Source organism: Phenylobacterium sp. RIFCSPHIGHO2_01_FULL_69_31, assembly GCF_001824475.1.
Lineage (GTDB): Bacteria > Pseudomonadota > Alphaproteobacteria > Caulobacterales > Caulobacteraceae > Phenylobacterium.
In genome coordinates this window covers 1-21,624 of sequence record NZ_MHXN01000046.1, presented here as the reverse complement: position 1 = coordinate 21,624, position 21,624 = coordinate 1, and the positions used below count along the sequence as shown (strand labels likewise).

The following is a 21,624-nucleotide window of genomic DNA, read 5'->3' as shown; positions in this document are numbered from 1 at the left end:
TAGCCTCAGGCCTCATTATTGTATAGACATAATTGGCGCTTGCGAGCGCCCGCGACGCGGCTGAGGAAACGTCATGGCCGACCCTGCGCTCTGGTTCGAACACGCCCTCCTGCCCGACGGCTGGGCCGAACGCGTGCGGATTGAGACCGCCAGCGGCGCGATCTCGGCGATCGCTGCGGGGGCCGACCCGCAGGCCGGCGACGCGCGCGGCGGGATCGCTGCGCCCGGCCTTCCGAATCTGCACAGCCACGCATTCCAGCGCGCCATGGCCGGCCTGACCGAGCTCCGGGGACCGGAGGGCGACAGCTTCTGGACCTGGCGCGAGCTGATGTACCGCTTCGTGGCCGACCTCACGCCGGACGACGTGGAAGCCATCGCCGCCCAGGCCTTCGTCGAGATGCTGGAGAGCGGCTTCACACGGGTAGGCGAGTTCCACTACCTGCACCACGGCCCCGACGGGCGGCCCTATGCCGATATCGGCGAGATGGCCGTCCGGATCGCCGCCGCCGCCGAAACGACCGGTATCGGCCTGACCCTGCTGCCGGTCTTCTACGCCCACTCAGGGTTCGGCGGCGCGCCGCCCGCGCCGGGGCAGAGGCGGTTCGTCAACAGCTTGGAGGGCTACGCGCGCCTGCACGAGGCGTCGCAAGCCGCGGTCGCCGGGCTGCCGGACGCGGTGGTCGGCGTCGCGCCGCACAGCCTGCGCGCGGTCACGGAGCACGAGCTGCGCGCGGTCGCCGCCATCGCCGGCCCCGTCCACATCCACATCGCCGAACAGGTGAAGGAGGTCGACGACTGCCGGGCCTGGAGCGGCGCGCGGCCGGTGGAATGGCTGCAGGACCGGTTCGCGGTCGACGATCGCTGGTGCCTGGTCCATGCCACCCACGTCACCGAGGGAGAGCGCTGCAGGATGGCGAGCCGGGGCGCCGTGGCCGGCCTGTGCCCGATCACCGAAGCCAACCTGGGCGATGGCGTCTTCCCGGCGGCCCGCTACCTGGCGGAGGGCGGGGCCTTCGGCGTCGGCTCCGATTCCAACGTCCGGATAGACGCGGCCGAGGAACTGCGTCTCCTGGAATACGGCCAGCGCCTGACCCGGAGGGCGCGTAACGTCCTGGCCGGCCGGGAGGGGGAGTCCACCGGCGGACGGCTCTACCGCGGCGCGCTCGTCGGCGGCGGACAGGCGGTGGGGGTTCCGCAGGCGCCGGGCCTGGCGGTGGGTGCCACCTCCGACATCGTGAGCTTCCCGACGGGCCACGAAGCCTTCGCTGCGCGATCGGGCGATGCGTGGCTCGACAGCCGGATCTTCGCGGGCGGCCCCGTCGAGCACGTCTGGCGGCGCGGCGTGCGGGTTGTCGAGGATGGCCGCCACGTCGCCCGCGAACCCGTCGCCGCGCGCTACCGGGCGGCGCTGGCCGGGCTGCTGGGCCGATGAGCGAGGCCAGCCTGCACCGGCGCATCCGCGCCGAGATCTCCGAGCGCATCCTGTCCGGCGCCTGGCCGCCGGGCCACCGGGTGCCGGCCGAGCATGAGCTGATGGCCGAATACGGCTGCTCGCGGATGACCGTGAACAAGGCCCTGGCGCCCCTGGCGGAACAGGGGCTGATCGTGCGCCGCCGCAAGGCCGGCTCGTTCGTCGCCCGGCCGCGGATCCATTCGGTCGTCCTCGACATCCCCGATATCGCCGCCGAGGTCAGCACCCGGGGCGAGCCCTATGGCTATGAGCTGCTGTCGCGGACCGTGCGGATCGCCACCGCTCAGGAGGCGGCCGAGCTCGGCCTGGACGGCCCAGCCCAGGTGCTCGCGCTGCGCTGCCTGCACCGGGCCAGCGGCCGGCCTTTCGCGTTGGAGGAGCGCCTGATCAACCTGGACGCCGCGCCCGAGGCGGCCGACGCAGACTTCGCCGCGACCCCGCCGGGCGGCTGGCTGCTGGGCCACGTTCCCTGGACCGAGGCCGAGCACCGGATCAGCGCCGCCAACGTCCAGAAGCCGGTGGCCGCGACCCTCGGCATCGCCCCCACTGCAGCCTGCCTGGTGCTGGAGCGCCGGACCTGGCGCGGCGACGACCGCATCACCCATGTGCGGCTGACCTTCCCGGGCGAGGCCTATGATCTCGTCGCCCGCTTCGCCCCGCGGGGCGAGGCGGCCTAGGGCGCGCGCGCCGTGCTGTCGCGGACCACCAGGCGGTGGTGGAGAGTGACCTGCTGGAAGTCCTGGCTGCGGCCCGCGAAGATGTCCAGCAGCAGGCGCACTGCCTCCTGGCCCAGCTGTTCCATCGGCTGGGCGACCGTGGTCAGCGCGGGGTTCAGGTGCTTGGCGAAGCGGATGTCGTCGAAACCCACCAGCGAGACGTCCTGCGGGCACCGCAGCCCCTTCTGCCGCAGGGCGTCCAGCGCGCCCATGGCCATCTCGTCCGAGAAACAGAACAGGGCAGTTAGCGACGGGTCCCCGTCCAGCAGAGCCAGGGTCTCGCGCACGCCGGACTCGATGGAGAAGTCGCCGGTGGCGATGCGCAAGCCTGCGTCCTGGCCCCGCGCGCCGGCGGCGGTGTGCACCCCGGCGAGGCGGTCGCGGCTGATGGGGCTGGCCAGCGGGCCTGTAATCACGCCGATGCGGCTGTGGCCGAGGCCATAGAGATGCTCCATGGCCTCGGCGGCGGCGCGCTCGTTGTCGATGTGGGCGCTGGAGACGGCGAGGTCGGGGCTGAATTCGCAGCCGTTGACGATCGGGGCGCGCGGGCCCTGGGCCTGCATCATGTCGGTGAGCGAGTCCGGTAGGCGGTGGCCGAGGAAGATCAGGCCGTCCGCCTCCTTGCGCCGCAGCATCTCGCCGTAGCGTTCCTCGCGTTCCGGCTCATGGCGAGTGTCGCCCAGCAGCACCGAATAACCGGCGTCCTGGGCGGCCTGCTCCACGCCCCGGATCACCTGGGAGAAGAAGGGGTTCGAGATGTCGGGCACCGTCACCAGGATCTTCTCGGTCCGGAGCGTCCGCAGCATCTTGGCGGCCATGTTCGGCGCATAGCCCAGGGCGGTGACCGCGGTCATGACCCGCAGCCGCGTGGGCTCGGCCACCAGCTCGGGCGTGCTCAGCACCCGCGAGACCGTCGCGGTGGAGACCCCGGCGCTCCGGGCGACGTCCTGAATCGTGGCCATGCCGGACACTGGCGACCCGCGACGACCAACACAAGACGCAGGCTGCCCATCGCGTGCACCGCGCGCCGGTTGCCTGCGTCGAAGGGCTTTGCTATCCCTGAAATCGATTACATCGAGCGGACGCAGGCCCACGTAAGAGCGCCTCGCCGCGGGCCTGTCGGGAGGGGCCAGGGGCATGACGCAGCAGGCGCGGCTTTTCCTGATGATGGTGCTCCAGCTCGCCGTCTGGGGCGCCTGGGCGCCGAAGCTGTTCCCCTACATGGGCATGCTGGGGTTCGCCCCCTGGCAGCAGTCGCTGGTGGGCAGTTCCTGGGGTTTCGCGGCCCTGGCGGGAATCTTCTTTTCGAACCAGTTCGCGGACCGCAACTTCGCCGCGGAGCGGTTCATGGCGGCCAGCCACCTGATCGGCGGCCTGGCCCTGATCGGCTGCGCCTTCGCGACGGACTTCTGGCCCTTCTTCGCCTGCTACCTGGTCTTCAGCTTCGTCTATGTGCCGACGCTGTCGGTCTCCAACTCCATCGCCTTCGCCAACCTGGCGGACCCGGCCAAGGACTTCGGCGCGGTCCGGATGGGGGGCACCATCGGCTGGATGCTGGTCTCCTGGCCGTTCGTTTTCCTGCTGGGCGCCCAGGCCGGGCCCGAGCAGGTGCGGTGGATCTTCCTGGTCGCCGCCATCGTATCGTTCGCGCTCGCCGCCTACAGCCTGACCCTGCCGCACACGCCGCCGAAGAAGGACGCCGCCGGGGCCGACCCTCTCGCCTGGCGTGAGGCGATCCGGCTGCTGCGCGTGCCGTTCGTGGCCGTGCTGTTCCTGGTCACCTTCATCGATAGCGTCATCCACAACGGCTACTTCGTGATGGCCGACGCCTTCCTGACCGACCGCGTCGGCATCGCCGGAAACCTCAGCATGGTGGTGCTCAGCCTCGGCCAGCTGGCCGAGATCGTGACCATGTTCGTCCTGGGCGGCGTGCTGATCCGGGTGGGCTGGAAGATCACGATGATCATCGGGATCCTGGGCCACGCCGCCCGGTTCGCCGTCTTCGCCTTCGCCGCCGACAGCGTGCCGACCATCGTCGCCGTCCAGCTGCTGCACGGCGTCTGCTACGCGTTCTTCTTCGCCACCGTGTACATCTTCGTGGACGCCGCCTTCCCCAAGGACGTCCGCTCCAGCGCCCAGGGCCTTTTCAACCTGCTGATCCTGGGCGTCGGCAATGTGGTGGCGAGCTTCCTCTTCCCCACCCTGATGGGCCGGCTGAAGGACCCCGCCACCGGCGCGGTCGACTACCAGAGCCTGTTCCTGGTCCCGACCGGGATGGCGTTGGTCGCCGTCCTGTTGCTGGCCCTTTTCTTCCGCCCGCCGACCCGGGCGCCCGAATCCGCGGCCGTCGCATGAGCCCGGTAACCGAAGGAGACGTCCCTTGCGCCCCATCTCGCCCGAACTTCACAGGCGCGCCTTCCTCGCGGCCGGCCTGGCGACCATGACGGCAGGCGGCGCCTCGGCGGCGGCCCAGCCGTTCTTCAAGCGTCACGGCCTGCTCATCGGGATCCAGCTGTACACCCTGGCCCCCGACGCGGCGAAGGACCTGGAGGGCACGCTGAAGGCGGTGGCCGGCGTCGGCTACCGGTCGATCGAGCTGCAGGGCCTCCTGGGTCGGTCTGGCGTTCAGATGCGGGCTGCCCTGGACGCCGCGGGGGTCACCTGCGCCAGCATTCACGTGCAGGGGCGCGGCCAGCTCGACGGCGACCTTGCCAAGCTCGCGGACGACCTCAGCGCCATCGGCGTGAAGTACGCCGTCATGCCGAGCCCGTTGGTCTCGAACCAGCAGATCCAGGCGGCCGGAGGCGACTGGCGCAAGGCCCTGACCCTGCTCACGGCCGACGACTGGAAAGCCAACGCAGACTTCCTCAACGAGAAGGCCGTCGTGCTGGCGAAGTCGGGGATCAAGCTCGGCTACCACAACCACAACTTCGAATTCGCGCCGCTGGGCTCGACCAACGGCATGGAGATCCTGTTTGAGAAGACCGACCCTGCGCTGGTGACCTTCGAGATCGACGTCGGCTGGGTGGCTGCAGCGGGCCTCGACCCCGCGACCCTGCTCCAGCGGTACAAGGGCCGGGTCAGCCTGATGCATGTGAAAGACATCAAGTCGGAAACGCAGCCCAACTTCGCGCTGAAGATGGACCCGACCGAGGTGGGTTCGGGCAAGCTGCCCTGGACCACCCTGCTGCCCGCGGCCTACGCCGCCGGCGTGCGCGGCTTCTATGTGGAGCAGGAGCCGCCGTTCGCCCGCCCGCGCATCGAGGCGGCCAGGATCAGCCACGACTTCCTGGCCGGTCTCAAGGCGTGACGGCGCGAGGTCCCATCCGGCTGGCGATGGTCGGCGGCGGCCCGGGCTCGTTCATCGGGCCGGTCCACCGCATGGCCGCCGAGCTCGACGGCCGCATCCGCCTGGTGGCCGGCGCCTTCAGCCGCGATGCGGGCAAGAGCGCCGAGGCCGCCCGCGCCTGGGGCGTGGCCGAGGCGCGGACCTATGGCGACTACCGCGCCATGATCGCCGCCGAGGCCGCCCGCGCGGACGGCGCCGAGCTGGTGGCGGTGGTGACCCCGAACCACCTGCACTACGAAGTGTCCGCCGCAGCGCTGAACGCCGGCCTGCACGTGATGAGCGACAAGCCGGCGACCCTCGACCTGGCTCAGGCCAAGGCCCTGGCCGAGATCGTCGCCGCCTCGGGCAAGCTCTACGGCCTGACCCACACCTACACCGGCTATCCGATGGTGCGGCAGGCGCGGGAGATCGTGCGCCGGGGCGACCTGGGCGCGGTCCGCAAGATCGTCGTGGAGTATTCGCAAGGCTGGCTCTCGCGGCCGCTGGAGCGCGGCGGCGACAAGCAGGCCGGCTGGCGCGCGGACCCCGCCCAGTCGGGCGTCGGCGGATGCATCGGCGACATCGGAGTCCATGCCTTCAATCTGGCCGAGTTCATCGCCGGCGTTCGGGTCGAGCGCCTGTGCGCCGATGTCTCCACGGTCGTGGAGGGCCGGGCGCTGGACGACGACTGCAACGTCCTGCTGCGGTTCGCGGGCGGGGCGCGGGGCGTGCTCGTGGCCTCGCAGATTTCGGCCGGCGCACGAAACGGCCTCAAGATCTCCGTCTATGGCGAACTGGGCGGCCTCTCCTGGAGCCACGAGTGGCACACCGAGCTGACCATCGACTGGCTGGACGGCCCCAGCCAGACCCTGCACGCCGCCTCGCCCTATCTGGCCGACATCGCGCGGGCCGGATCGCGCATTCCCACCGGACACCCGGAAGGCTTCATCGAGGCCTTCGCCAACCTCTACCGCGACATGGCCGACGCCATCGCCGAGGGCCGCAGCGAGGCCGGCCTGGTGCCGGATATCGGCGAGGGCGTGCGCGGCATGGCCTTCGTCGAGACTGCGGTGGCCGCCAGCCGGTCCGGCGACGGCTGGGTCGAACTGCAAGGAGCCTGACGTTGAAGACCCTCAAAGGCCCCGGCATCTTCCTGGCGCAGTTCCTGAGCAGCGAGCCACCGTTCGACCGCCTGGACACGATCGCGAGATGGGCGGCCGACCTCGGCTACGTCGGCGTGCAGATGCCGACCGGCGGCGCGGACTCGATCTTCGACCTGGAGCGGGCGGCGGAGAGCCAGGCTTATTGCGACGACATCGCCGGGGTGCTGGCGGGCCACGGCCTGCAGATCACCGAGCTGTCGACCCACCTGCAGGGCCAGCTGGTGGCCGTGCATCCGGCCTATGACGAGCTGTTCGACGGCTTTGCCCCGCCGGCGCTGCGCGGAAATCCCAAGGCGCGGCAGGAATGGGCGGTCGGCCAGTTGAAGGCGGCGGCCCGCGCCAGCCAGCGCCTGGGCCTGACCGCGCACGCCACCTTCTCCGGGGCGCTGGCCTGGCCGTATTTCTACCCCTGGCCGCAGCGGCCGGCGGGCCTGGTGGACGAGGCGTTCGCCGAGCTAGGGCGGCGGTGGAAGCCGATCCTGGATGTGTTCGGCGCCTGCGGCGTGGACGCCTGCTACGAGATCCACCCCGGCGAGGATCTGCATGACGGCGCCACGTTCGAACGGTTCCTGGACGCGGTGGAGGGTCATCCGCGCGCAAACATCCTCTACGACCCCAGCCACTTCGTGCTGCAGCAGCTGGACTACCTGGACTTTATCGACCGCTACCACTCTCGTATCCGGGCGTTCCATGTGAAGGACGCCGAGTTCCGGCCAAACGGCCGCTCGGGCGTCTACGGCGGCTACCAGGGCTGGGTCGACCGGCCGGGGCGCTTCCGCTCGCCGGGCGACGGCCAGGTGGATTTCGGCGCCATCTTCTCCAAGCTCGCCGCCTACGACTATCCCGGTTGGGCGGTCCTGGAATGGGAGTGCGCGCTCAAGCACCCGGAGGACGGCGCCCGCGAAGGCGCCCCCTTCATCCGCGACCACATCATCCGGGTGACCGAGCGCGCCTTCGACGACTTCGCCAGCTCGGGCGTGGACGCCGCCGCGAACCGCAGGCTGCTGGGCCTCTAGCTACTTCAGCACCTGCACTTCGATGTCCTTGAAGGCGATGGGGTGGCCCTCGCTCTGCAGGGCGATGTAGCCCTCCTTCACCGCCAGCACGCCGCCGCGTTCGGCAATCAGGCGCTTGGCGTCGGCGGCGGCCATCGGGTCGGCGGGATCGAGCGCGATGTCGGCGTAGCGGTGGACGACCTGGCCGTCGATCTTCTCGGTCACCTGGCCGCCCGGCAGGACCTCCAGCTCCAGCTTCGTCCAGGTCCCGTTCGGGATGGTGGGGCCGGTCGAGGCGGTGCAGTGCTCGGCCTGGCGCGTGCCGGCGCCGGACGCATCGAGAAGGGTGATGCTGACGCCGGGCGTGCAGACGGCGCCCGTGGGGCGGGGCTTGTCGCCGTCCTTGCCCAGGATCTGGAACTCGACCGAGACCGGGAACGGCTGGTTCAGGCCCATGCTCTCCGGGCTCTGGCTGTGGAACATCACGCCGCTGTTGCTGCGCGCCCAGGCGGGCGTGTCGGGCAGAGGCGGCTCCAGCACCTTGTACATCAGGCGTAGGCGATAGGCCTTGAACGGCGTCTTGTAGAACAGGTGGCCGAACTGCAGCGCGAACGTCTCGTAGCCGGCGTAGGAGACCTGGATCGCCCCGTCCTTGACGATGAAGGTGTCGCGCCAGTTTTCGCCCACCGGGTGGCGCGAGATCTTCGCGGTCCAGCCGTCCAGGGTCTTGCCGTCGAAGATCGGCCGCCAGGGGCCCGCCTTCTGCGCCGAGGCCTGCCCCGGCAGCGTTACGCACGCGACAACGAGCGCTGCAGCGCCCCATCTCTTCCAGCTCATTTTCGCCGCCTCCCAACGGTCTTTGCCAGCTTGCAGTGTAATCGATTTCATGGAACCTAGAAGGCAATCAATGACGGTCCGCGGGATGGTTCTTCCGCCGGGCCGCGTAAGGGGCGGAACATGGCGAACCTCAACACCCGGGCGCGGGCGGAGAACACCTACGACGCCATCGTCGTCGGTAGCGGCATCTCCGGCGGCTGGGCCGCCAAGGAGCTGACCGAGAAGGGCCTGAAGACCCTGGTCCTCGAGCGCGGCCCCATGGTCCGCCATATCGAGGACTATCCCACCGCCCAGACCAATCCGTGGGAGACGGCCTATCCGAAGGGCAAGCTGCCCCAGGCCGAACTGGACGCGCACTACAAGGTGCAGCAGCGCACCGGCTACGCGGTCACCGAATATTCCAAGCACTTCTTCGTCCGCGACGACGAAAACCCCTACACCGAGGACAAGCGGTTCGACTGGATCCGCGGTCATCACCTGGGCGGCCGCTCGCTGACCTGGGGTCGGCAGACCTATCGCCATTGTCCCATCGACTTCGAGGCCAACGCCCGTGAAGGCGTCGCGGTGGACTGGCCCATCCGGTACGCCGACCTCGCCCCCTGGTACGACCGCGTCGAGCGGTTCATCGGCGTCAGCGGCCAGGCGGAGGGCCTCGCCCAACTCCCCGACGGCCAGTTCCAGCCGCCGATGGAGATGAACTGCGTCGAGAAGGTCTTCAAGGCCAGCGTCGAGGAGCGCCTGGGCCGTCGCATCACCATCGGCCGCGCCGCGCACCTGACCGCCCCCACCGAGGAGCAGATCGCCCTCGGCCGCGGCAAGTGCCAGCATCGGAACCTCTGCGTCCGCGGCTGCCCATTTGGGGCCTATTTCAGCTCGAACTCCGCGACCCTGGTCGCCGCCGAGCGCACGGGCAACCTCAAGATCCGCACGGGCTCGATCGTCACCTCGCTGATCCTCGATCCCAAGAGCAAGCGGGCCGACGGCGTGCGGGTGCTGGACGAGGCCAGCGGCCAGGAGATCGAGTTCTACGCCGGCGTCGTCTTCCTCTGCGCCTCGGCGCTGAGCACGGCGTGGATCATGCTGAACTCCACCAGCTCGCGCTTCCCCAACGGCTTCGGCAACGACAGCGACCAGGTCGGCCGCAACATCATGGATCACCACCTGGGCGTGGGCGCCGTGGCCGAGGTCCCGGGCTATCTCGACAGCTACTATTCCGGCCGCCGGCCCAACGGCATCTACGTCCCGCGCTTCCGCAACCTCGGTGACAAGGCCTCGGCCCGGTCCGATTTCCTGCGCGGCTACGGCTACCAGGGCGGCGCGGGCCGCCAGGGCTGGGACCGCCCCGTCTCGGGCGTGGGCGCCGAGCGCAAGGCCGCGCTCAGCCAGCCGGGCCCGTGGATGTTCCGCCTGGGCGGCTTCGGCGAGATCCTGCCCTACGCCGATAACCGCGTGACCCTCAACAAGGCCAAGACCGACAAGTACGGCCTGCCCACCCTGACCTTCGACGTCTCCATCCGCGAGAACGAGAAGGCGATGCGCAAGGACATGGCCTCGGCGGCGGCCGAGATGCTGGAGGCGGCGGGCTTCAAGAAGATCCTCGCGGGCGACCAGGGCTATGCCCCGGGCCTCGGCATCCACGAAATGGGTACGGCGCGAATGGGCCGCGATCCCAAGACCTCGGTGCTGAACGCCCACAACCAGGTCCACGCCTGCAAGAACGTCTACGTCACCGACGGGGCGGCGATGACGTCGGCCTCGTGTGTGAACCCGTCGCTGACCTACATGGCGCTGACCGCGCGGGCCTGTGCGCACGCGGTCGAGGCCAAGAAGCGGGGGGAGATCTAGGATGCTGAACCGACGCGAAACGGCGCTCTCCTTCGGCGCCCTGTGGACTGCCCTGGTCCTGCCCCCCGCCGCGCTGGCGCAGGGGACGCCGACGCTGGCTTGGACGCCCAAGGCCCTGTCGCCGGCCCAGGCCGTCGTCCTGGACGCCCTGGCCGAGACGATCATCCCGGCGACGGACACACCCGGCGCCCGCGCCGCCGGCGTGCCTCAGTTCGTGGACCGGGCCCTGGCGACCTACTCGGCGCCCGACGACGCGGCCGCCATCAAGGCAGGCCTGGACCAGATCGACCGTGACGCCCAGACCGCCCACGGCGCGCCCTTCGCCCGCCTGAGCGGACCCCAGCAGCAGGACCTGCTCAACGGCTACGACCGATCGGGCAAGGCCTTCTTCCGCGGCCTGAAGGAACTGGTCACCGTCGGCTATTTCACCTCCGAGCCGGGCGCCACCATCGCCCTGCGCTACGATCCCGTCCCGGGTGACTACCGCGGCTGCGTCCCTCTCTCCGAGATCGGCCGCGGCTGGGCGACCTAAGGCAGGCGCCGGATCTTCAGGTTGCGGAAGGCCACCGGGTCGCCGTGGTTCTGCAGGGCGATGTGCCCGGACGGCGAGGCGGCGAAGGTGGACCACCGGGCGAACTTGCTCGCCGCAACCCGCGCCTTGAAGTCGGCGGCGTTCATGTCGTAAGCCGCCACCTTCACGCCGTTCAGCCAGTGCTCGACCTTGCCGTGGTCCACCAGGATGCGGCCGGTGTTGTACTCGCCCACCGGCCTGGTGACGGCCCCCTCCGGGGCGTAGAGGGCGAACAGGCCGCCGGCCTGCTCCAGCGGCGGCTCGCCGCGGCTGTTGTCCAGCACCTGGTACTCGGGCCCGCTCTCATAGGTCTGGCCGCCGGCCTCGGTGACGTGGAACATCACCCCGGAATTGCCCTTCGGCCCGATCTTCCACTCGAAGGTCAGGTCGAAGTTCTCGAAGCTGTCCCGGGTCATCAGGTCCTTGGAGGTCTTCGGGTCGGGGCTGAGCTCGCCCTTCGCGGTCCAGCCCGGATCGGGTTCGGGCGTCTTGAAGCCGCGCCAGCCCTTGGTGCTGGTCCCATCGAACAGCAGCATCCAGCCCGCCGCGCGCTCGGCGGCGGTCAGGGTGTTCTCGGCCGCCTGCGCGGTCCCGGCGACCAGCGCCAGGGCTATTCCGACCGCGATCGTCTTCATGCCGAAACTCCCTTGAGGCCCAACTTCGCCAGCCGCACGTCCAGCGCCGCCTTCACCTCGGCCGAGGGGCCCTCGTCGGCCTCGCGGGCGATGTTGCCGATGTAGCCGATGTCCTTGAAGCCTTCCTCGGTCGTGTAATAGGCCCCGATGGTCAGCGCCCGGAACCGCTTGAAAAAGGCATCGCCGCCCGCCTGCAGTGCGGCCATGGCCTTCGGGCGCTCGGCGGGGCTCTTCCTCGCCAGCGCCTTCAGCCCGTCGCGGATCACCGGCCGGTCCTTGAGCTGGTCGGGGTAGGGCGCGCTGATCCATTCGTCGATGAAGTCCGGAACGCCCAGGGCGCTCGCCGCTGGAGCCGCGCCGCTGGCCGGCAGGATGAAGTCGGCGAGCACCGCGGCCGCCTGCAACTCGTCGTCGCTCAGCAGCCGCGGCCATGGGGCTTTCTCGGGCGCCACCAGCTTGGGATCGGTGCCGTAGCCCTTGGCCTCGGCCTCGCCGCCGACCCTGGGGCCGTAGACCACGACGCCGGCGCCGACCGCCGTGGCCGCGCCGACCACGCCGATCCAGGCCAGCGCCGTGCGCCGGTCGATCTTGCGAACGTAAGGGGTGGGCTCGCTCATAGGGCCCCCTGCTTGGCGAGCGTGGCCAGGTGGTCGCTGGACCGCCAGGCCAGCGCCAGGATCGAGAGCGTCGGGTTCTTGTCGGGGCTGGAAACCAGCACCGCGCCGTCCGTGACGAACAGGTTGGGCACGGCCCAGGCCTGGCCGTACTGGTTCACCACCGAATCCGCGTCCGAGGCGCCCATGCGCACCGTGCCCACCTCGTGGATCATCTCGCCGCCCTTGGAGATGGCCCTGCGACCGTCGCGCTCGACCTTGCCGATGGGCTTGCCGCCCAGGCGGTCGATGACCTCGAGGAACGTGGTCACCATGTGCGCCGCCTGCCGGGTCTCGTGCTCGCCCCACTTCCAGTGGAAGCGCAGCACCGGGATGCCCCACTTGTCCTTCACCTTTGGGTCCAGCTCGCAGTAACAGTCGTCGTTGGGGATCATCTCGCCCCGGCCGTCGAAGCCGATGACGCTGCCGAACCGCTGGCGCAGCCTGGCGCGCAGGTCGTCGCCGACGCTGGTCTCGTCGTCGGGCAGCAGGCCGGCCAGACCCATCGACGGCATCCGGCGGCCGCCGTTGATCTCGATGTGATAGCCGCGCGGGAAGCCCAGTTCCTTGTGTTGGTCGTAGCCCCACCAGGGGACATAGGTGTGCTGGGTCCCCTGGCCGTCGTCGTTGGTGGGCGGAAGGCCTTCCAGCGCGGGGAACTGCCCAGCGACGCCCAGCCCCACGCTGTCCATCAGGTAGCGGCCGACCATGCCGTGGGTGTTGCACAGCCCGTCGGGGAATTTCGGGCTCTTCGAGTTCAGCAGGATCCGCGCCGTCTCCCCGGACCCCGCCGCCAGCACGACCGCCTTGCCCGTCACTGTGTGGTGTTCGCCCGTGACCCGGTCGACGTAGGTCACGCCTTTGGCCTTGCCCGCCTTGTCCAGGTCGACCTGGTAGACCAGGGCGTTCGTCGTGACGGTCAGGTTCCTCGTCGCCAGGGCCGGCGGGATCAGCACCGTCGTCGACTGGAAGTTCGCCCCGATCGAGCATCCCCGGCCGCAGGGCGTGGCGAAGATGCAGGTGTTCCGTCCCTCCATCTTCTGGGTGACCACCGCCCCGTGCATCGGCACGACCGGGATGCCCATGGCCTCAAAGGCGGCGGCGTAGAACAGCTCGAACGCCCGCGGCGGCGCCGATTCCATCAGGCAACCGGGCGGAGAGTCTGGGGTGTTGGTCAGGCCCCGCGGCGGCGCCGCGCCGCTGACGCCGATGAGCTTCTCGGTCCGGTCGTACCAGGGCGCCAAGTCGTCGTAGGTGATGGGCCAGTCGTAACCCAGGCCGTCGCGGCTGCGCGGCTTGAAGTCCAGCGGCCCGAAGCGCAGCGAGATGCGGCCCCAGTGGTTGGTCCGCCCGCCCAGCATCCGTGGCCGCCACCACGTGAACGGCTCGGACCCCTCGGCCACGGTGTATGGCTCGTTCGGCACTTCCCAGCCGCCGTCGACGGTGGCGTCGTAGAAGCCGAACGGCTTGTCCGGCGTGCCCACCCCGCGCAGGGGCGCTTCGGCCGGGATGTTGAACATCGGGGTCTCGGTGACGGGGTCGTAGTTGCGGCCCGCCTCCAGCATCAGCACCTTCAGGCCCGAGCGGGTCAGATGGTAGGCGCTCATACCGCCGCCGGCGCCCGAGCCGACGACGATCACGTCATAGGGTTCAGCTCCAGCCATGGCGGCCTCGCAAACTGGGCGCGTCCATGCGTCCTGCCTCCCCGATGTAATCGTTTACGCTCGCGGCAAACTGGCGCCGACTCGGCCCCACGCCAAGACAAGGATCGCCGCCGTCGGCCGCAACTTTTGTGACGATGGGCCTCAGTCCAGGATCGCCACAGCGCGGATCCAGCCCGCCGAGGCGCCCGCGATCTTCACCGGGAAGCACGACAGGATAAAGCCGCTGGGGGGCAGGGCCTCCAGGTTGGTGAGCTTCTCGATCTGGTAGTACTCGCGCAGGCGACCCGCCTTGTGTCCTTCCCAGATGATCTTCGGATCATGGTTCTCCGCCCACTTTCGGGCCGTGTGGGAGAAGGGCGCGTCCCACGACCAGGCGTCGGTGCCCACCACCTTCACGCCGCGTTCGGTGAGGTAGAGCGTGGCTTCCTCGCCCATGCCGCAGCCCTTGTGGATGTAGTCGGGACCGCCGTAGGCGGCGCCGGCGGCCGTGTTCACCAGCACGATGTCCAGCGGCTGCAGCCGGTGGCCGATGCGGCGGAGCTCGGCTTCCACGTCGGCGGCCGTCGCGACATAGCCGTCTTCGAAGTGGCGAAAGTCCAGCTTCACCCCGGGCTGCAGAAAGTACTCCAGCGGCCCCTCGTCGATGGTCGGCGCGGGCCGCACCTGCTCGGCCGCGTCGGTGGTGGAATGGAAATGCCAGGGCGCGTCCATGTGGGTGCCGTTGTGGGTCGACAGCCGGACCTGCTCCACCGCCCAGCCCTCGCCGTCGGGCAGGTCCTCGGCCTTCAGCCCCGGGAAGAACGAGGCGATCTGGCCCACGGTCTCCTTGTGCTTGGAGTAGGTCACCTGCGGCCGCATCACGTCGGGGTCCGAGACGATGTCGTTGGTGATGGGGATCGACAGGTCGACGAGCCTGCGCGCCATGGGCGTCCTCCGTGCCTCTTGTGGATCGGAGCTTAGGCTGGCGAACGCAGAGGGGAAGGCCTCAGGGTTATTGTGCACTGCAGCACTTTTTCGTTAATGTCGGCGTCCCGGCCGGAACCGCAAACGCCGGTCAGCGGTTTAGCGAATGTTCGGGGGGTGCACGGAGCTGGGCTGGGAAATGACCGTCATCGCGCCGCGCGTGCAAGCGCCGCCCGCTGCCATTGCGGCTGACCAGCCTGCAAGGGTCGCGTCGAGCCGTCGTAAGCGCGCCTTCGACATCCTGGCGGCGAGCCTGGCTCTGCTGGCCTTCCTGCCGCTCCTAATGGTGATCGGCGTCGCGATCTGGATGGAAAGCGAGGGGCCGATCCTCTTCCGCCAGCAGCGCACCGGCCTGCACGGCCGACCCTTCCGCATCTATAAGTTCCGCACGATGCGAGTGACCGAGGACGGGGCCGAGATCCGCCAGGCCACCCGCGGCGACTCCCGGGTCACGCCTCTCGGCGCCCTGCTGCGCAAGCTCAGCCTGGACGAGCTGCCCCAGCTCCTGAACGTGCTGAAGGGCGAGATGTCCATCGTCGGGCCGCGGCCCCACGCCATTGCCCACGACCTGGTCTGGAGCCGCCGGGTCCCCAACTACGCCGGCCGGTTCCGCACCCGCCCGGGCCTAACCGGCGCGGCCCAGGTCAACGGCTATCGCGGCGAGGTCGCCAACGACGAGGGCCTGTTCGCCCGCATCGACGCCGACAACGCCTATGTCGACGGCTGGCGTTTCCGCGACGATCTGCGCCTCGTGGCCCGGACCGTCCCGCTGCTCTTCGGGGACGCCCGGGCGTTCTAGAAGACGACGGCCGCCGCCTGGGCCGCGAGGCCCAGCAGGACCAGCGAGGCCAGCATGAACAGGGCCCAGCGCAGCATGATGACGTTCACCGTGGCCTGGACCAGACTGTGGACCACCCGCAGGCCGACGTAGCCCCAGGCGAGGGCCGCGTTAAGCCCCTCACCCTGTCCCGCGACCGCGAGGGTCAGGGCGATGGCGTAGAACAGGGTCGGCTGCTCCATCAGGTGGTTGTAGTTGTCGGCCTTCCAGCGGACCTGCGGCGGCAGGCGCGCGGCCAGGTCCGCCGACGTCAGCGCGGGATCCAGCGCGATTTTGGCCTTCTGCATCGCCGGGATCCGGGTGGCGTAGAGCCAGGCCCACATCACCATGGACCACAGAACCAGGGCGACGACGGGCTGAAGGATTGGGCTGGGCATGCTGGAATCTCCCCCGAGTTGTTGTGCGGCCATGGAGACCCGCGGGCGGGCCGCCGTAAAGGCCTCGCCATCTCAAGCGGCCATTGACGAACCCGGCCCGCGTCCCGCTTAAGGGCCCGTGTCCCCGCCGCCCGCGCACCCTTCGGCCCAGAACGTGGCCTTCGGCATCGCCTTCCGCGTGGCGGCCATGGCCTGCATGGCGTGCCTGTCGGCGATCGTGAAATGGACCGGCTCGCGCGGGATCCCGGTCTTCGAGATCATCCTGTTCCGCAACCTGTTCGCCTTCGTGCCGCTCGGCCTCTACATCGCCCGCACCACGGGCTGGGAGGTGCTCAAGACGCAGCGCCCCTTCGGCCACCTGGCGCGGGCCACGGTCGGTCTGACCGGAATGGTCTGCGGCTTCTCGGCCGTGCAATACCTGCCCCTGACGGAGGCGACGGCGCTGCAGTTCACCTCGCCTCTGTTCATGACCGCGCTCTCGGCCCTGTTGCTGTCGGAAAAGGTTGGGCGCCACCGCTGGGGGGCGGTGGTGGTGGGCTTCCTGGGCGTCCTGATCATGGCCCGCCCCTTGCCGGGGCAACTCAACCTGCCGGGGGTGACACTCGGCATCCTCAGCGCCCTGGGCGCGGCCGGCGCCATGGTGGCCATCCGCCAGATCGCCGACACCGAGCGCGGGCCCACGATCGTCTTCTACTTCACCCTGGGCGGCGTGGTGCTGGGTGCTGTCGGCTCGGCCTTCCACTGGGTGACGCCCGATCCCGCGACCATGGGCATGCTCGTCGTGGCCGGCCTGATTGGCGGCGTGGGCCAGCTCTTCCTCACCGAAGCGCTGCGCCAGGCGCCCATCGGCGTGATCGCGCCGTTCGACTACACCCAGCTGGTCTGGGCCGCCCTGCTCGGCCTGGTGATCTGGGGTGAGCTGCCGCATCCCCTGACCCTGGTGGGCGCGGTCATCGTCGCGGCCAGCGGCGTCTACATCCTGCACCGGGAGATGCGGCGCTTCCGGCGGGGCTAGCTGCCAGCCGACGCCTCCAGCCACGCCGTCAGCCGCCGCGCCGGCCCGGCCGAGAAACCCGCAACGTCGCTGGGCGTCCTGAGCTGGGCGGCCAGCTGAAGCGAGTGGAAGACACGCGCCACGTCCGCCGCTTCGGAAGCGGCAAGGTTGTAGGCGCGGGCCAGCAAGCCGGCGATGATGCCCTCGCGCGCCGTGTCGGCGTCGCGCACCAGCGCCGCGATACCCGGCCGCCGGGCCGCGAGTTCCCGCACGCCGATCTCGAGACTGTGATCCATGCGCTCGGATCGCCTGGCCAAGGCTCGCAGGCCTTTGCGCGGATCGGCTTGGGAGGTTGCCAGGGCGCCGATCTCGTCGGTCTCGGTTCGCCGCCACCGCCGCGCCAGTTCGACCAGCAGCGCGTCGATGGTCTCAAAGTGGTGATAGAACGATCCCTTCGTGCGGCCGGCCGCCACGCAGAGGCCATCGACGGTGAGAGCCGGCGCGCCATCGGCCTTCAACAGCGTCACCGCCAACTCCACCCAATCCTGCCGCGACCAGCGCCCGCCGGCCGCGACCCTCGCCTCGCTCATGAGCAACACCCCAAGACTTGCGGTGAACATACCAAACCGTATGGTATGTTTAAACTGGAGACTCCGATGGCGCTGAAGCCCGCCGTACTGGCCCTCGCAATGGGGGCGTTGATGACCTCCGCCGCCCACGCCGCGCCCGATCAGCCTCTGTTCGCCGTTATCTATCGGCCTGGGCCCGCCTGGAAAGCGGGGTTGCCCATGGCGCAGCAGGACTTGGGCGCGCACGCCGGTTATATCGCGCGGCTCGCGGTCGAAGGTCGCGTGGTGGCCGGAGGCGGCTGGGTCGGGCTGGATGGCGGCATGGCGCTCCTGCGGTGCGCCGACGCCGAGGAGGCCGCACGACTGCTGGCCGCCGATCCCGCGATCACCACCGGCGTCTTCCAGGCGGACGTGCGGCGCTGGTCGCCGCGTTTCGGCGTCGATGCCGACCTCGTCCCGAAGCCCGCAACCCCATCTCCCAGGCCCCAACCGTGAATTGACACAACGGCGTTACAGGCGGACGCTCCCAGGGTTCAGGTTGCGGAGCGACCCCATGCTGAAAACCCACCACATTCTCGGACTGGCCGCAGGCCTGTCCCTGTTGGCCTTTGGGGGCGCCGCGCAGGGGGCGGTGACCGTGCTGGGCGGCGGCATGGCGCGCGGCTGCTCCGAGGCGGCGCTCTCGGGCGAATCCGACGTGAAGTACGAGAACCTTTGCACAATGGCCCTCGAGAGCGAGCTTCTCGACCTCCGGGACCGCGCCGGCACCTATGTGAACCGCGGCGTGCTGAAGCTGCGGCGCAAGGAGTTCGGCCAGGCGCAGTTCGACTTCAACCGCGCCATCGAGACCAAGCCGGACCTGGGCGAGGCCTATGTGAACCGCGGCGCCGCCGCGGTCGGCGCCCGCCGTTTCGCCGAGGGCCTGGCCGACATCAACAAGGCGCTGGAGCTGGGCGTGGAAGAGCCGGAGAAGGCCTACTACAACCGCGCCCTGGCCTATGAAGGCCTCGACAATCTCAAGGCCGCCTATTTCGACTACCAGAAGGCGGTCGAGCTGAAGCCGGAGTGGGACGCGCCCAAGAACGAATTGGCCCGCTTCACGGTGGAACGCCGCTAGGACCTGGGCCGTTGGACGCGCATATGGTGATCCATGCGCGCGCTCCTCGCCTTTAGCGTCCTCGCTCTCGCCGCACCGGCTGCGGCCCAACCGATCCAGCTCCAGCTGGACGATCTGCGCGCCCAGCAGCAGGCGGCCGAGCGCCGCGCCATCGACCAAGCCAACCAGATGCAGGCGCTGGAGGCTCGGCTGCGCGCCGACCAGGCCAGCGCCGACCTTGCCGCCCAGCGGGCGGGCGCGCGCCTGCCCCAGCTACCCTATGGAGACCCCTCGATGACCACCCGACCGGCGGCCGCGACGGCGGCTTATCCGTCCGTGCCGGACGCGGTGCTGGCCGACTCCAACCGGCGCGTCCAGGACGCCGCCCGGAACCGCCGCTGATGCGCTGGCAGGGCGGGCAGGGCGGCGGCAACGTCGAGGACCGGCGGGGCATGGGCGCGGTCGGCGTCGGCGGCATGGGCGTCGGCGGTGTGGTCCTGGCGCTGGTGGGCTACTTCTTCTTCGGCATCGATCCGTCCACCACCATGGGCGTCGTCAATGGCGTCAGCCCCGAGGCCCAGCAGCAAGAAGGGGTGCGTGGCACGCCCGCCGACGAGGCGGGACGCTTCGTCGACGTCGTCGGCCACAACGTCGACCAGGTCTGGCAGGCGCAGATGCGCGGCTATCGGCCCCCCGACGCTATCGTGATCTACGACCAGGCCACCGGCACCGGCTGCGGCATGGGTCAGTCGGCCATGGGGCCGTTCTATTGCCCGGCCGACCGCAAGATCTACCTGGACCTGTCGTTCTGGCAGGAGCTGGAGACGAAGTTCGGGGCCGGGGGCGAGGCCGCTCGCGCCTATGTCATCGCCCACGAGATCGGACACCATGTCCAGAACCTGACCGGCGCCTCCGACGAGGCGCGCCGGATGGGGGCGAAGGGCGCGGAAAGCGGCTCGGTGCGGCTGGAACTCCAGGCCGATTGCTACGCCGGCGTCTGGGCCGCGCATGCGGCGGCGGTCTCGGGCGGCCAGGTCTCGCTGGATCCGCGCGACATCGAGGACGGCCTGCGCGCCGCCGCGGCGGTGGGCGACGACACGCTGCAGCGGAAGTCGCAGGGCCGGGTCATGCCCGACGCCTTCACCCACGGCAGCTCCGAGCAGCGGATGCGCTGGTTCCGCAAGGGCGCGCAGACAGCCGATCCCGAGGCCTGCGATACGTTCGGCGCGTCGCGGCTCTAAGGTCTTCAGTCCAGGGTCTGGTTGACGCGATCAGGCTTGGGCCGTCCGGCGCAGGCGTCCAGGAAGGCCGTACGTCGCAAGCCTAGAAAAGCAGCCCCATCGCCCACTGGAGCACGAACGCAGCGCCAGCCAAGGCGGCGAGCGTGCAGCCGAAACAGACCGCGCTCTCGGCGAGCGTTTTGGGCGCATGGTGGACGGTGTCGCGAAAAGCCATCTGCCGCTTCCTCCTCTGCGTCGGTCCGCTCTCGAGGGCAGGCCGTCCGCTGGGCAGAGCATGCGCCAGGGCCGCAGCCTTGGCCAGAGGCCTTGGGCGAGGTCAGGTCTTTGGGTCGTCCAGCGGCCCCGCGAGCAGTTGCCGCATGACCGGGCGCAGGACGCGCGCGATCGCCTGGCGATCGGCGCCTGGATTGTTCACTCCGCGGACGACCATGCCGTCGAACAGCATGCTGATCACCTCGCTCCGCGCCAGCCGTTCACCGGGATCGCACCCCGCGGGCAGGGTTCGGTCGATAAGTTCGAGCTTCATGCGCCGTTCCTCGTCGTCGGCAGCCTGAACGATGGCGGCGACGGCGGGATTGCGCGCAGCCTCCGCGACGACCTCGAGCATCAAGGCGGACCGATCGCGGTCGTAGGCGTCGTCCACGGCGGTCGCACACTTTTCCAGCACCACGTCCAGGATGGCTTCGCCTGCGTCCTGCATTTCGGTGAAGATGTCGCGCATCTCCGCGGTGTTGCGCGCGACGATCGCGGCGATGATCGCCTCCTTGTTCTCGAAGTAGCGGTAGATCTGCCCCACGCTCAGGCCGGCGGTCTGCGCGATCTCGGCCATGCTGGCGCCATGGAAACCCGAGCGCCGGGCGCATGCCGAGGCGGCGTCGACGATCTGCTGGCGCCGCGCCTCCGCATCGGTCCGCTTCATTCCGGGTTCGGTCATACGATTCCTGTTTTGCACTGCAACAAAATCAAGCGCCACCGGTTGACTTGGCGGAACCCCCCGTCTAGTCACCAGATTGAGAATGAACGTTCATTCTCATGGTTTCTCCCCGGTGAATTGTCAAGGTCTCCGCCTCGATATTCCCCGCCGCCAGGTGCGTGAATGCCCAGATCGATCCTCTCCGGCGCGGCGATTGCGCTGGCGCTCCTCTTGTCCGCATGCGGCGCGAAGGCCCCGGCCGGCCCGGACCCGAACGCCCCCGCGGCCGTCGGTGTGGTCGTCGTCCGCACCGAGCCTGTGAACCTGACGATGGAGCTGAGCGGGCGGACGTCCGCTTCGCTGGTCTCCGAGGTGCGCCCGCAGGTGAACGGCGTGATCAAGGCCCGGCTGTTCCAGGAGGGCTCCACCGTCCGCGCGGGGCAGCCGCTGTACCAGATCGACCCCGCAATTTACCGGGCCAGCCTCGACAGCGCCAACGCCGCGCTAGCCCAGGCCCAGGCGACCGCCACCTCGGCGAAGCTCAAGGCCGACCGTTACCGGGAGCTGGTCGCCATCAACGCGGTGAGCAAGCAGGACAACGACGACGCCCAGTCCGCGGCCCAATCCGCCGCCGCGAACGTACAGGCCCAGCGCGCCGCAGTGCAGCAGGCGCGCATCAATCTCGACTACACCCAGGTCCGCGCGCCGATCTCCGGCCGGATCGGCAAGTCTTCCGTGACGCCGGGCGCCCTGGT

Annotated in this window: 25 protein-coding genes; 15 read left to right on the top strand and 10 right to left on the bottom strand. The window is 69.8% G+C overall.

All coding sequences use genetic code 11. The annotated features are described in order from the left end of the window. Positions 1–73 precede the first annotated feature (73 nt). Positions 74–1,432: a formimidoylglutamate deiminase gene (locus A2790_RS23335; protein ID WP_293397189.1), complete on the top strand. Its 1,359-nt coding sequence runs from the start codon at positions 74–76 to the stop codon at positions 1,430–1,432. After that, positions 1,429–2,148, top strand: coding sequence for a histidine utilization repressor (gene hutC, locus A2790_RS23330; protein WP_293397186.1), 720 nt, complete (start codon positions 1,429–1,431; stop codon positions 2,146–2,148). The genes A2790_RS23335 and hutC overlap by 4 nt, the downstream gene beginning before the upstream one ends. On the opposite strand, the gene A2790_RS23325 is transcribed toward hutC, so the two are convergent. Beyond that, on the bottom strand, positions 2,145–3,149 hold the full coding sequence (locus tag A2790_RS23325) for a LacI family DNA-binding transcriptional regulator (RefSeq protein ID WP_293397183.1): 1,005 nt from the start codon (positions 3,147–3,149) through the stop codon (positions 2,145–2,147). The two genes, hutC and A2790_RS23325, sit on opposite strands and share 4 nt — an antisense overlap. 175 nt (positions 3,150–3,324) lie before the next feature. On the opposite strand from A2790_RS23325, the gene A2790_RS23320 reads away from it, so the two are divergent. The 4 genes from A2790_RS23320 to A2790_RS23305 are packed head-to-tail and all read left to right on the top strand — an operon-like array spanning position 3,325 to position 7,694. Further along, positions 3,325–4,542 carry an MFS transporter gene (locus tag A2790_RS23320; protein ID WP_293397180.1) on the top strand — a complete coding sequence of 406 codons (1,218 nt, stop codon included), beginning with the start codon at positions 3,325–3,327 and terminating at the stop codon, positions 4,540–4,542. A gap of 25 nt (positions 4,543–4,567) precedes the next feature. Continuing rightward, the gene (locus tag A2790_RS23315; protein ID WP_293397178.1) at positions 4,568–5,497 is read left to right on the top strand and encodes a sugar phosphate isomerase/epimerase; all 930 of its coding nucleotides are present in this window, start codon (positions 4,568–4,570) and stop codon (positions 5,495–5,497) included. Between the two features lie 26 nt (positions 5,498–5,523). Next, positions 5,524–6,636, top strand: coding sequence for a Gfo/Idh/MocA family oxidoreductase (locus A2790_RS23310; protein WP_293397842.1), 1,113 nt, complete (start codon positions 5,524–5,526; stop codon positions 6,634–6,636). 2 nt (positions 6,637–6,638) lie between these two features. After that, positions 6,639–7,694, top strand: coding sequence for a sugar phosphate isomerase/epimerase (locus A2790_RS23305; protein WP_293397175.1), 1,056 nt, complete (start codon positions 6,639–6,641; stop codon positions 7,692–7,694). Here the strand turns inward: A2790_RS23305 and A2790_RS23300 are convergent, their stop codons facing one another. After that, entirely contained in the window at positions 7,695–8,510 is an 816-nt protein-coding gene (locus tag A2790_RS23300) for a DUF1080 domain-containing protein (protein WP_293397172.1), read from the bottom strand. Positions 8,511–8,630: 120 nt separating this feature from the next. Here A2790_RS23300 and A2790_RS23295 point away from each other — a divergent pair, with 120 nt between their 5' ends. Together A2790_RS23295 and A2790_RS23290 are read left to right on the top strand one after the other, a co-directional pair. Next, on the top strand, positions 8,631–10,355 hold the full coding sequence (locus A2790_RS23295; protein ID WP_293397169.1) for a GMC family oxidoreductase: 1,725 nt from the start codon (positions 8,631–8,633) through the stop codon (positions 10,353–10,355). A 1-nt stretch (position 10,356) separates the two neighbouring features. Then, a complete protein-coding gene (locus A2790_RS23290; RefSeq protein ID WP_293397166.1) occupies positions 10,357–10,887 on the top strand; it encodes a gluconate 2-dehydrogenase subunit 3 family protein in 531 nt (176 codons plus the stop codon). Here A2790_RS23290 and A2790_RS23285 read toward each other — a convergent pair. From A2790_RS23285 to A2790_RS23270, 4 genes are all read right to left on the bottom strand, one after another. Continuing rightward, positions 10,884–11,561: a DUF1080 domain-containing protein gene (locus A2790_RS23285; RefSeq protein WP_293397163.1), complete on the bottom strand. Its 678-nt coding sequence runs from the start codon at positions 11,559–11,561 to the stop codon at positions 10,884–10,886. The genes A2790_RS23290 and A2790_RS23285 overlap by 4 nt on opposite strands. Further along, on the bottom strand, positions 11,558–12,178 hold the full coding sequence (locus tag A2790_RS23280; RefSeq protein WP_293397160.1) for a gluconate 2-dehydrogenase subunit 3 family protein: 621 nt from the start codon (positions 12,176–12,178) through the stop codon (positions 11,558–11,560). The genes A2790_RS23285 and A2790_RS23280 overlap by 4 nt, the downstream gene beginning before the upstream one ends. Next, complete coding sequence (locus tag A2790_RS23275; RefSeq protein WP_293397157.1) at positions 12,175–13,878, bottom strand: GMC family oxidoreductase; 1,704 nt, start codon at positions 13,876–13,878, stop codon at positions 12,175–12,177. Before A2790_RS23275 ends, A2790_RS23280 begins: the two co-directional genes overlap by 4 nt. A gap of 141 nt (positions 13,879–14,019) precedes the next feature. Beyond that, the gene (locus A2790_RS23270; protein ID WP_293397154.1) at positions 14,020–14,802 is read right to left on the bottom strand and encodes a cyclase family protein; all 783 of its coding nucleotides are present in this window, start codon (positions 14,800–14,802) and stop codon (positions 14,020–14,022) included. Positions 14,803–14,980: 178 nt separating this feature from the next. On the opposite strand from A2790_RS23270, the gene A2790_RS23265 reads away from it, so the two are divergent. Continuing rightward, complete coding sequence (locus tag A2790_RS23265; RefSeq protein ID WP_293397151.1) at positions 14,981–15,640, top strand: sugar transferase; 660 nt, start codon at positions 14,981–14,983, stop codon at positions 15,638–15,640. Here A2790_RS23265 and A2790_RS23260 read toward each other — a convergent pair. Further along, positions 15,637–16,056, bottom strand: a complete 420-nt coding sequence (locus tag A2790_RS23260) for an MAPEG family protein (protein WP_293397148.1) — start codon at positions 16,054–16,056, stop codon at positions 15,637–15,639. The genes A2790_RS23265 and A2790_RS23260 overlap by 4 nt on opposite strands. Positions 16,057–16,174: 118 nt before the next feature. Here A2790_RS23260 and A2790_RS23255 point away from each other — a divergent pair, with 118 nt between their 5' ends. Then, positions 16,175–17,071, top strand: a complete 897-nt coding sequence (locus A2790_RS23255; RefSeq protein ID WP_293397145.1) for a DMT family transporter — start codon at positions 16,175–16,177, stop codon at positions 17,069–17,071. Here A2790_RS23255 and A2790_RS23250 read toward each other — a convergent pair. Continuing rightward, positions 17,068–17,577 carry a TetR family transcriptional regulator gene (locus tag A2790_RS23250; RefSeq protein WP_293397839.1) on the bottom strand — a complete coding sequence of 170 codons (510 nt, stop codon included), beginning with the start codon at positions 17,575–17,577 and terminating at the stop codon, positions 17,068–17,070. The genes A2790_RS23255 and A2790_RS23250 overlap by 4 nt on opposite strands. A gap of 129 nt (positions 17,578–17,706) precedes the next feature. On the opposite strand from A2790_RS23250, the gene A2790_RS23245 reads away from it, so the two are divergent. From A2790_RS23245 to A2790_RS23230, 4 genes are read left to right on the top strand one after another with little or no spacing between them, the layout of a single operon-like run. Further along, positions 17,707–18,114, top strand: a complete 408-nt coding sequence (locus A2790_RS23245; RefSeq protein WP_293397142.1) for a YciI family protein — start codon at positions 17,707–17,709, stop codon at positions 18,112–18,114. A 58-nt stretch (positions 18,115–18,172) separates the two neighbouring features. After that, entirely contained in the window at positions 18,173–18,736 is a 564-nt protein-coding gene (locus tag A2790_RS23240; RefSeq protein ID WP_293397139.1) for a tetratricopeptide repeat protein, read from the top strand. 33 nt (positions 18,737–18,769) lie between these two features. Next, a complete protein-coding gene (locus A2790_RS23235; protein ID WP_293397136.1) occupies positions 18,770–19,117 on the top strand; it encodes a hypothetical protein in 348 nt (115 codons plus the stop codon). Further along, complete coding sequence (locus tag A2790_RS23230; RefSeq protein ID WP_293397133.1) at positions 19,117–19,956, top strand: neutral zinc metallopeptidase; 840 nt, start codon at positions 19,117–19,119, stop codon at positions 19,954–19,956. Before A2790_RS23235 ends, A2790_RS23230 begins: the two co-directional genes overlap by 1 nt. Before the next feature lie 82 nt (positions 19,957–20,038). On the opposite strand, the gene A2790_RS23225 is transcribed toward A2790_RS23230, so the two are convergent. Both A2790_RS23225 and A2790_RS23220 read right to left on the bottom strand, forming a co-directional pair. Continuing rightward, the gene (locus A2790_RS23225) at positions 20,039–20,170 is read right to left on the bottom strand and encodes a hypothetical protein (RefSeq protein WP_293397130.1); all 132 of its coding nucleotides are present in this window, start codon (positions 20,168–20,170) and stop codon (positions 20,039–20,041) included. Positions 20,171–20,272: 102 nt separating this feature from the next. After that, positions 20,273–20,929, bottom strand: a complete 657-nt coding sequence (locus tag A2790_RS23220; protein WP_363081595.1) for a TetR/AcrR family transcriptional regulator — start codon at positions 20,927–20,929, stop codon at positions 20,273–20,275. A 123-nt stretch (positions 20,930–21,052) separates the two neighbouring features. On the opposite strand from A2790_RS23220, the gene A2790_RS23215 reads away from it, so the two are divergent. Further along, positions 21,053–21,624, top strand: a 572-nt coding sequence (locus tag A2790_RS23215) for an efflux RND transporter periplasmic adaptor subunit (protein ID WP_293397127.1), incomplete at its 3' end; no start/stop codon positions are given.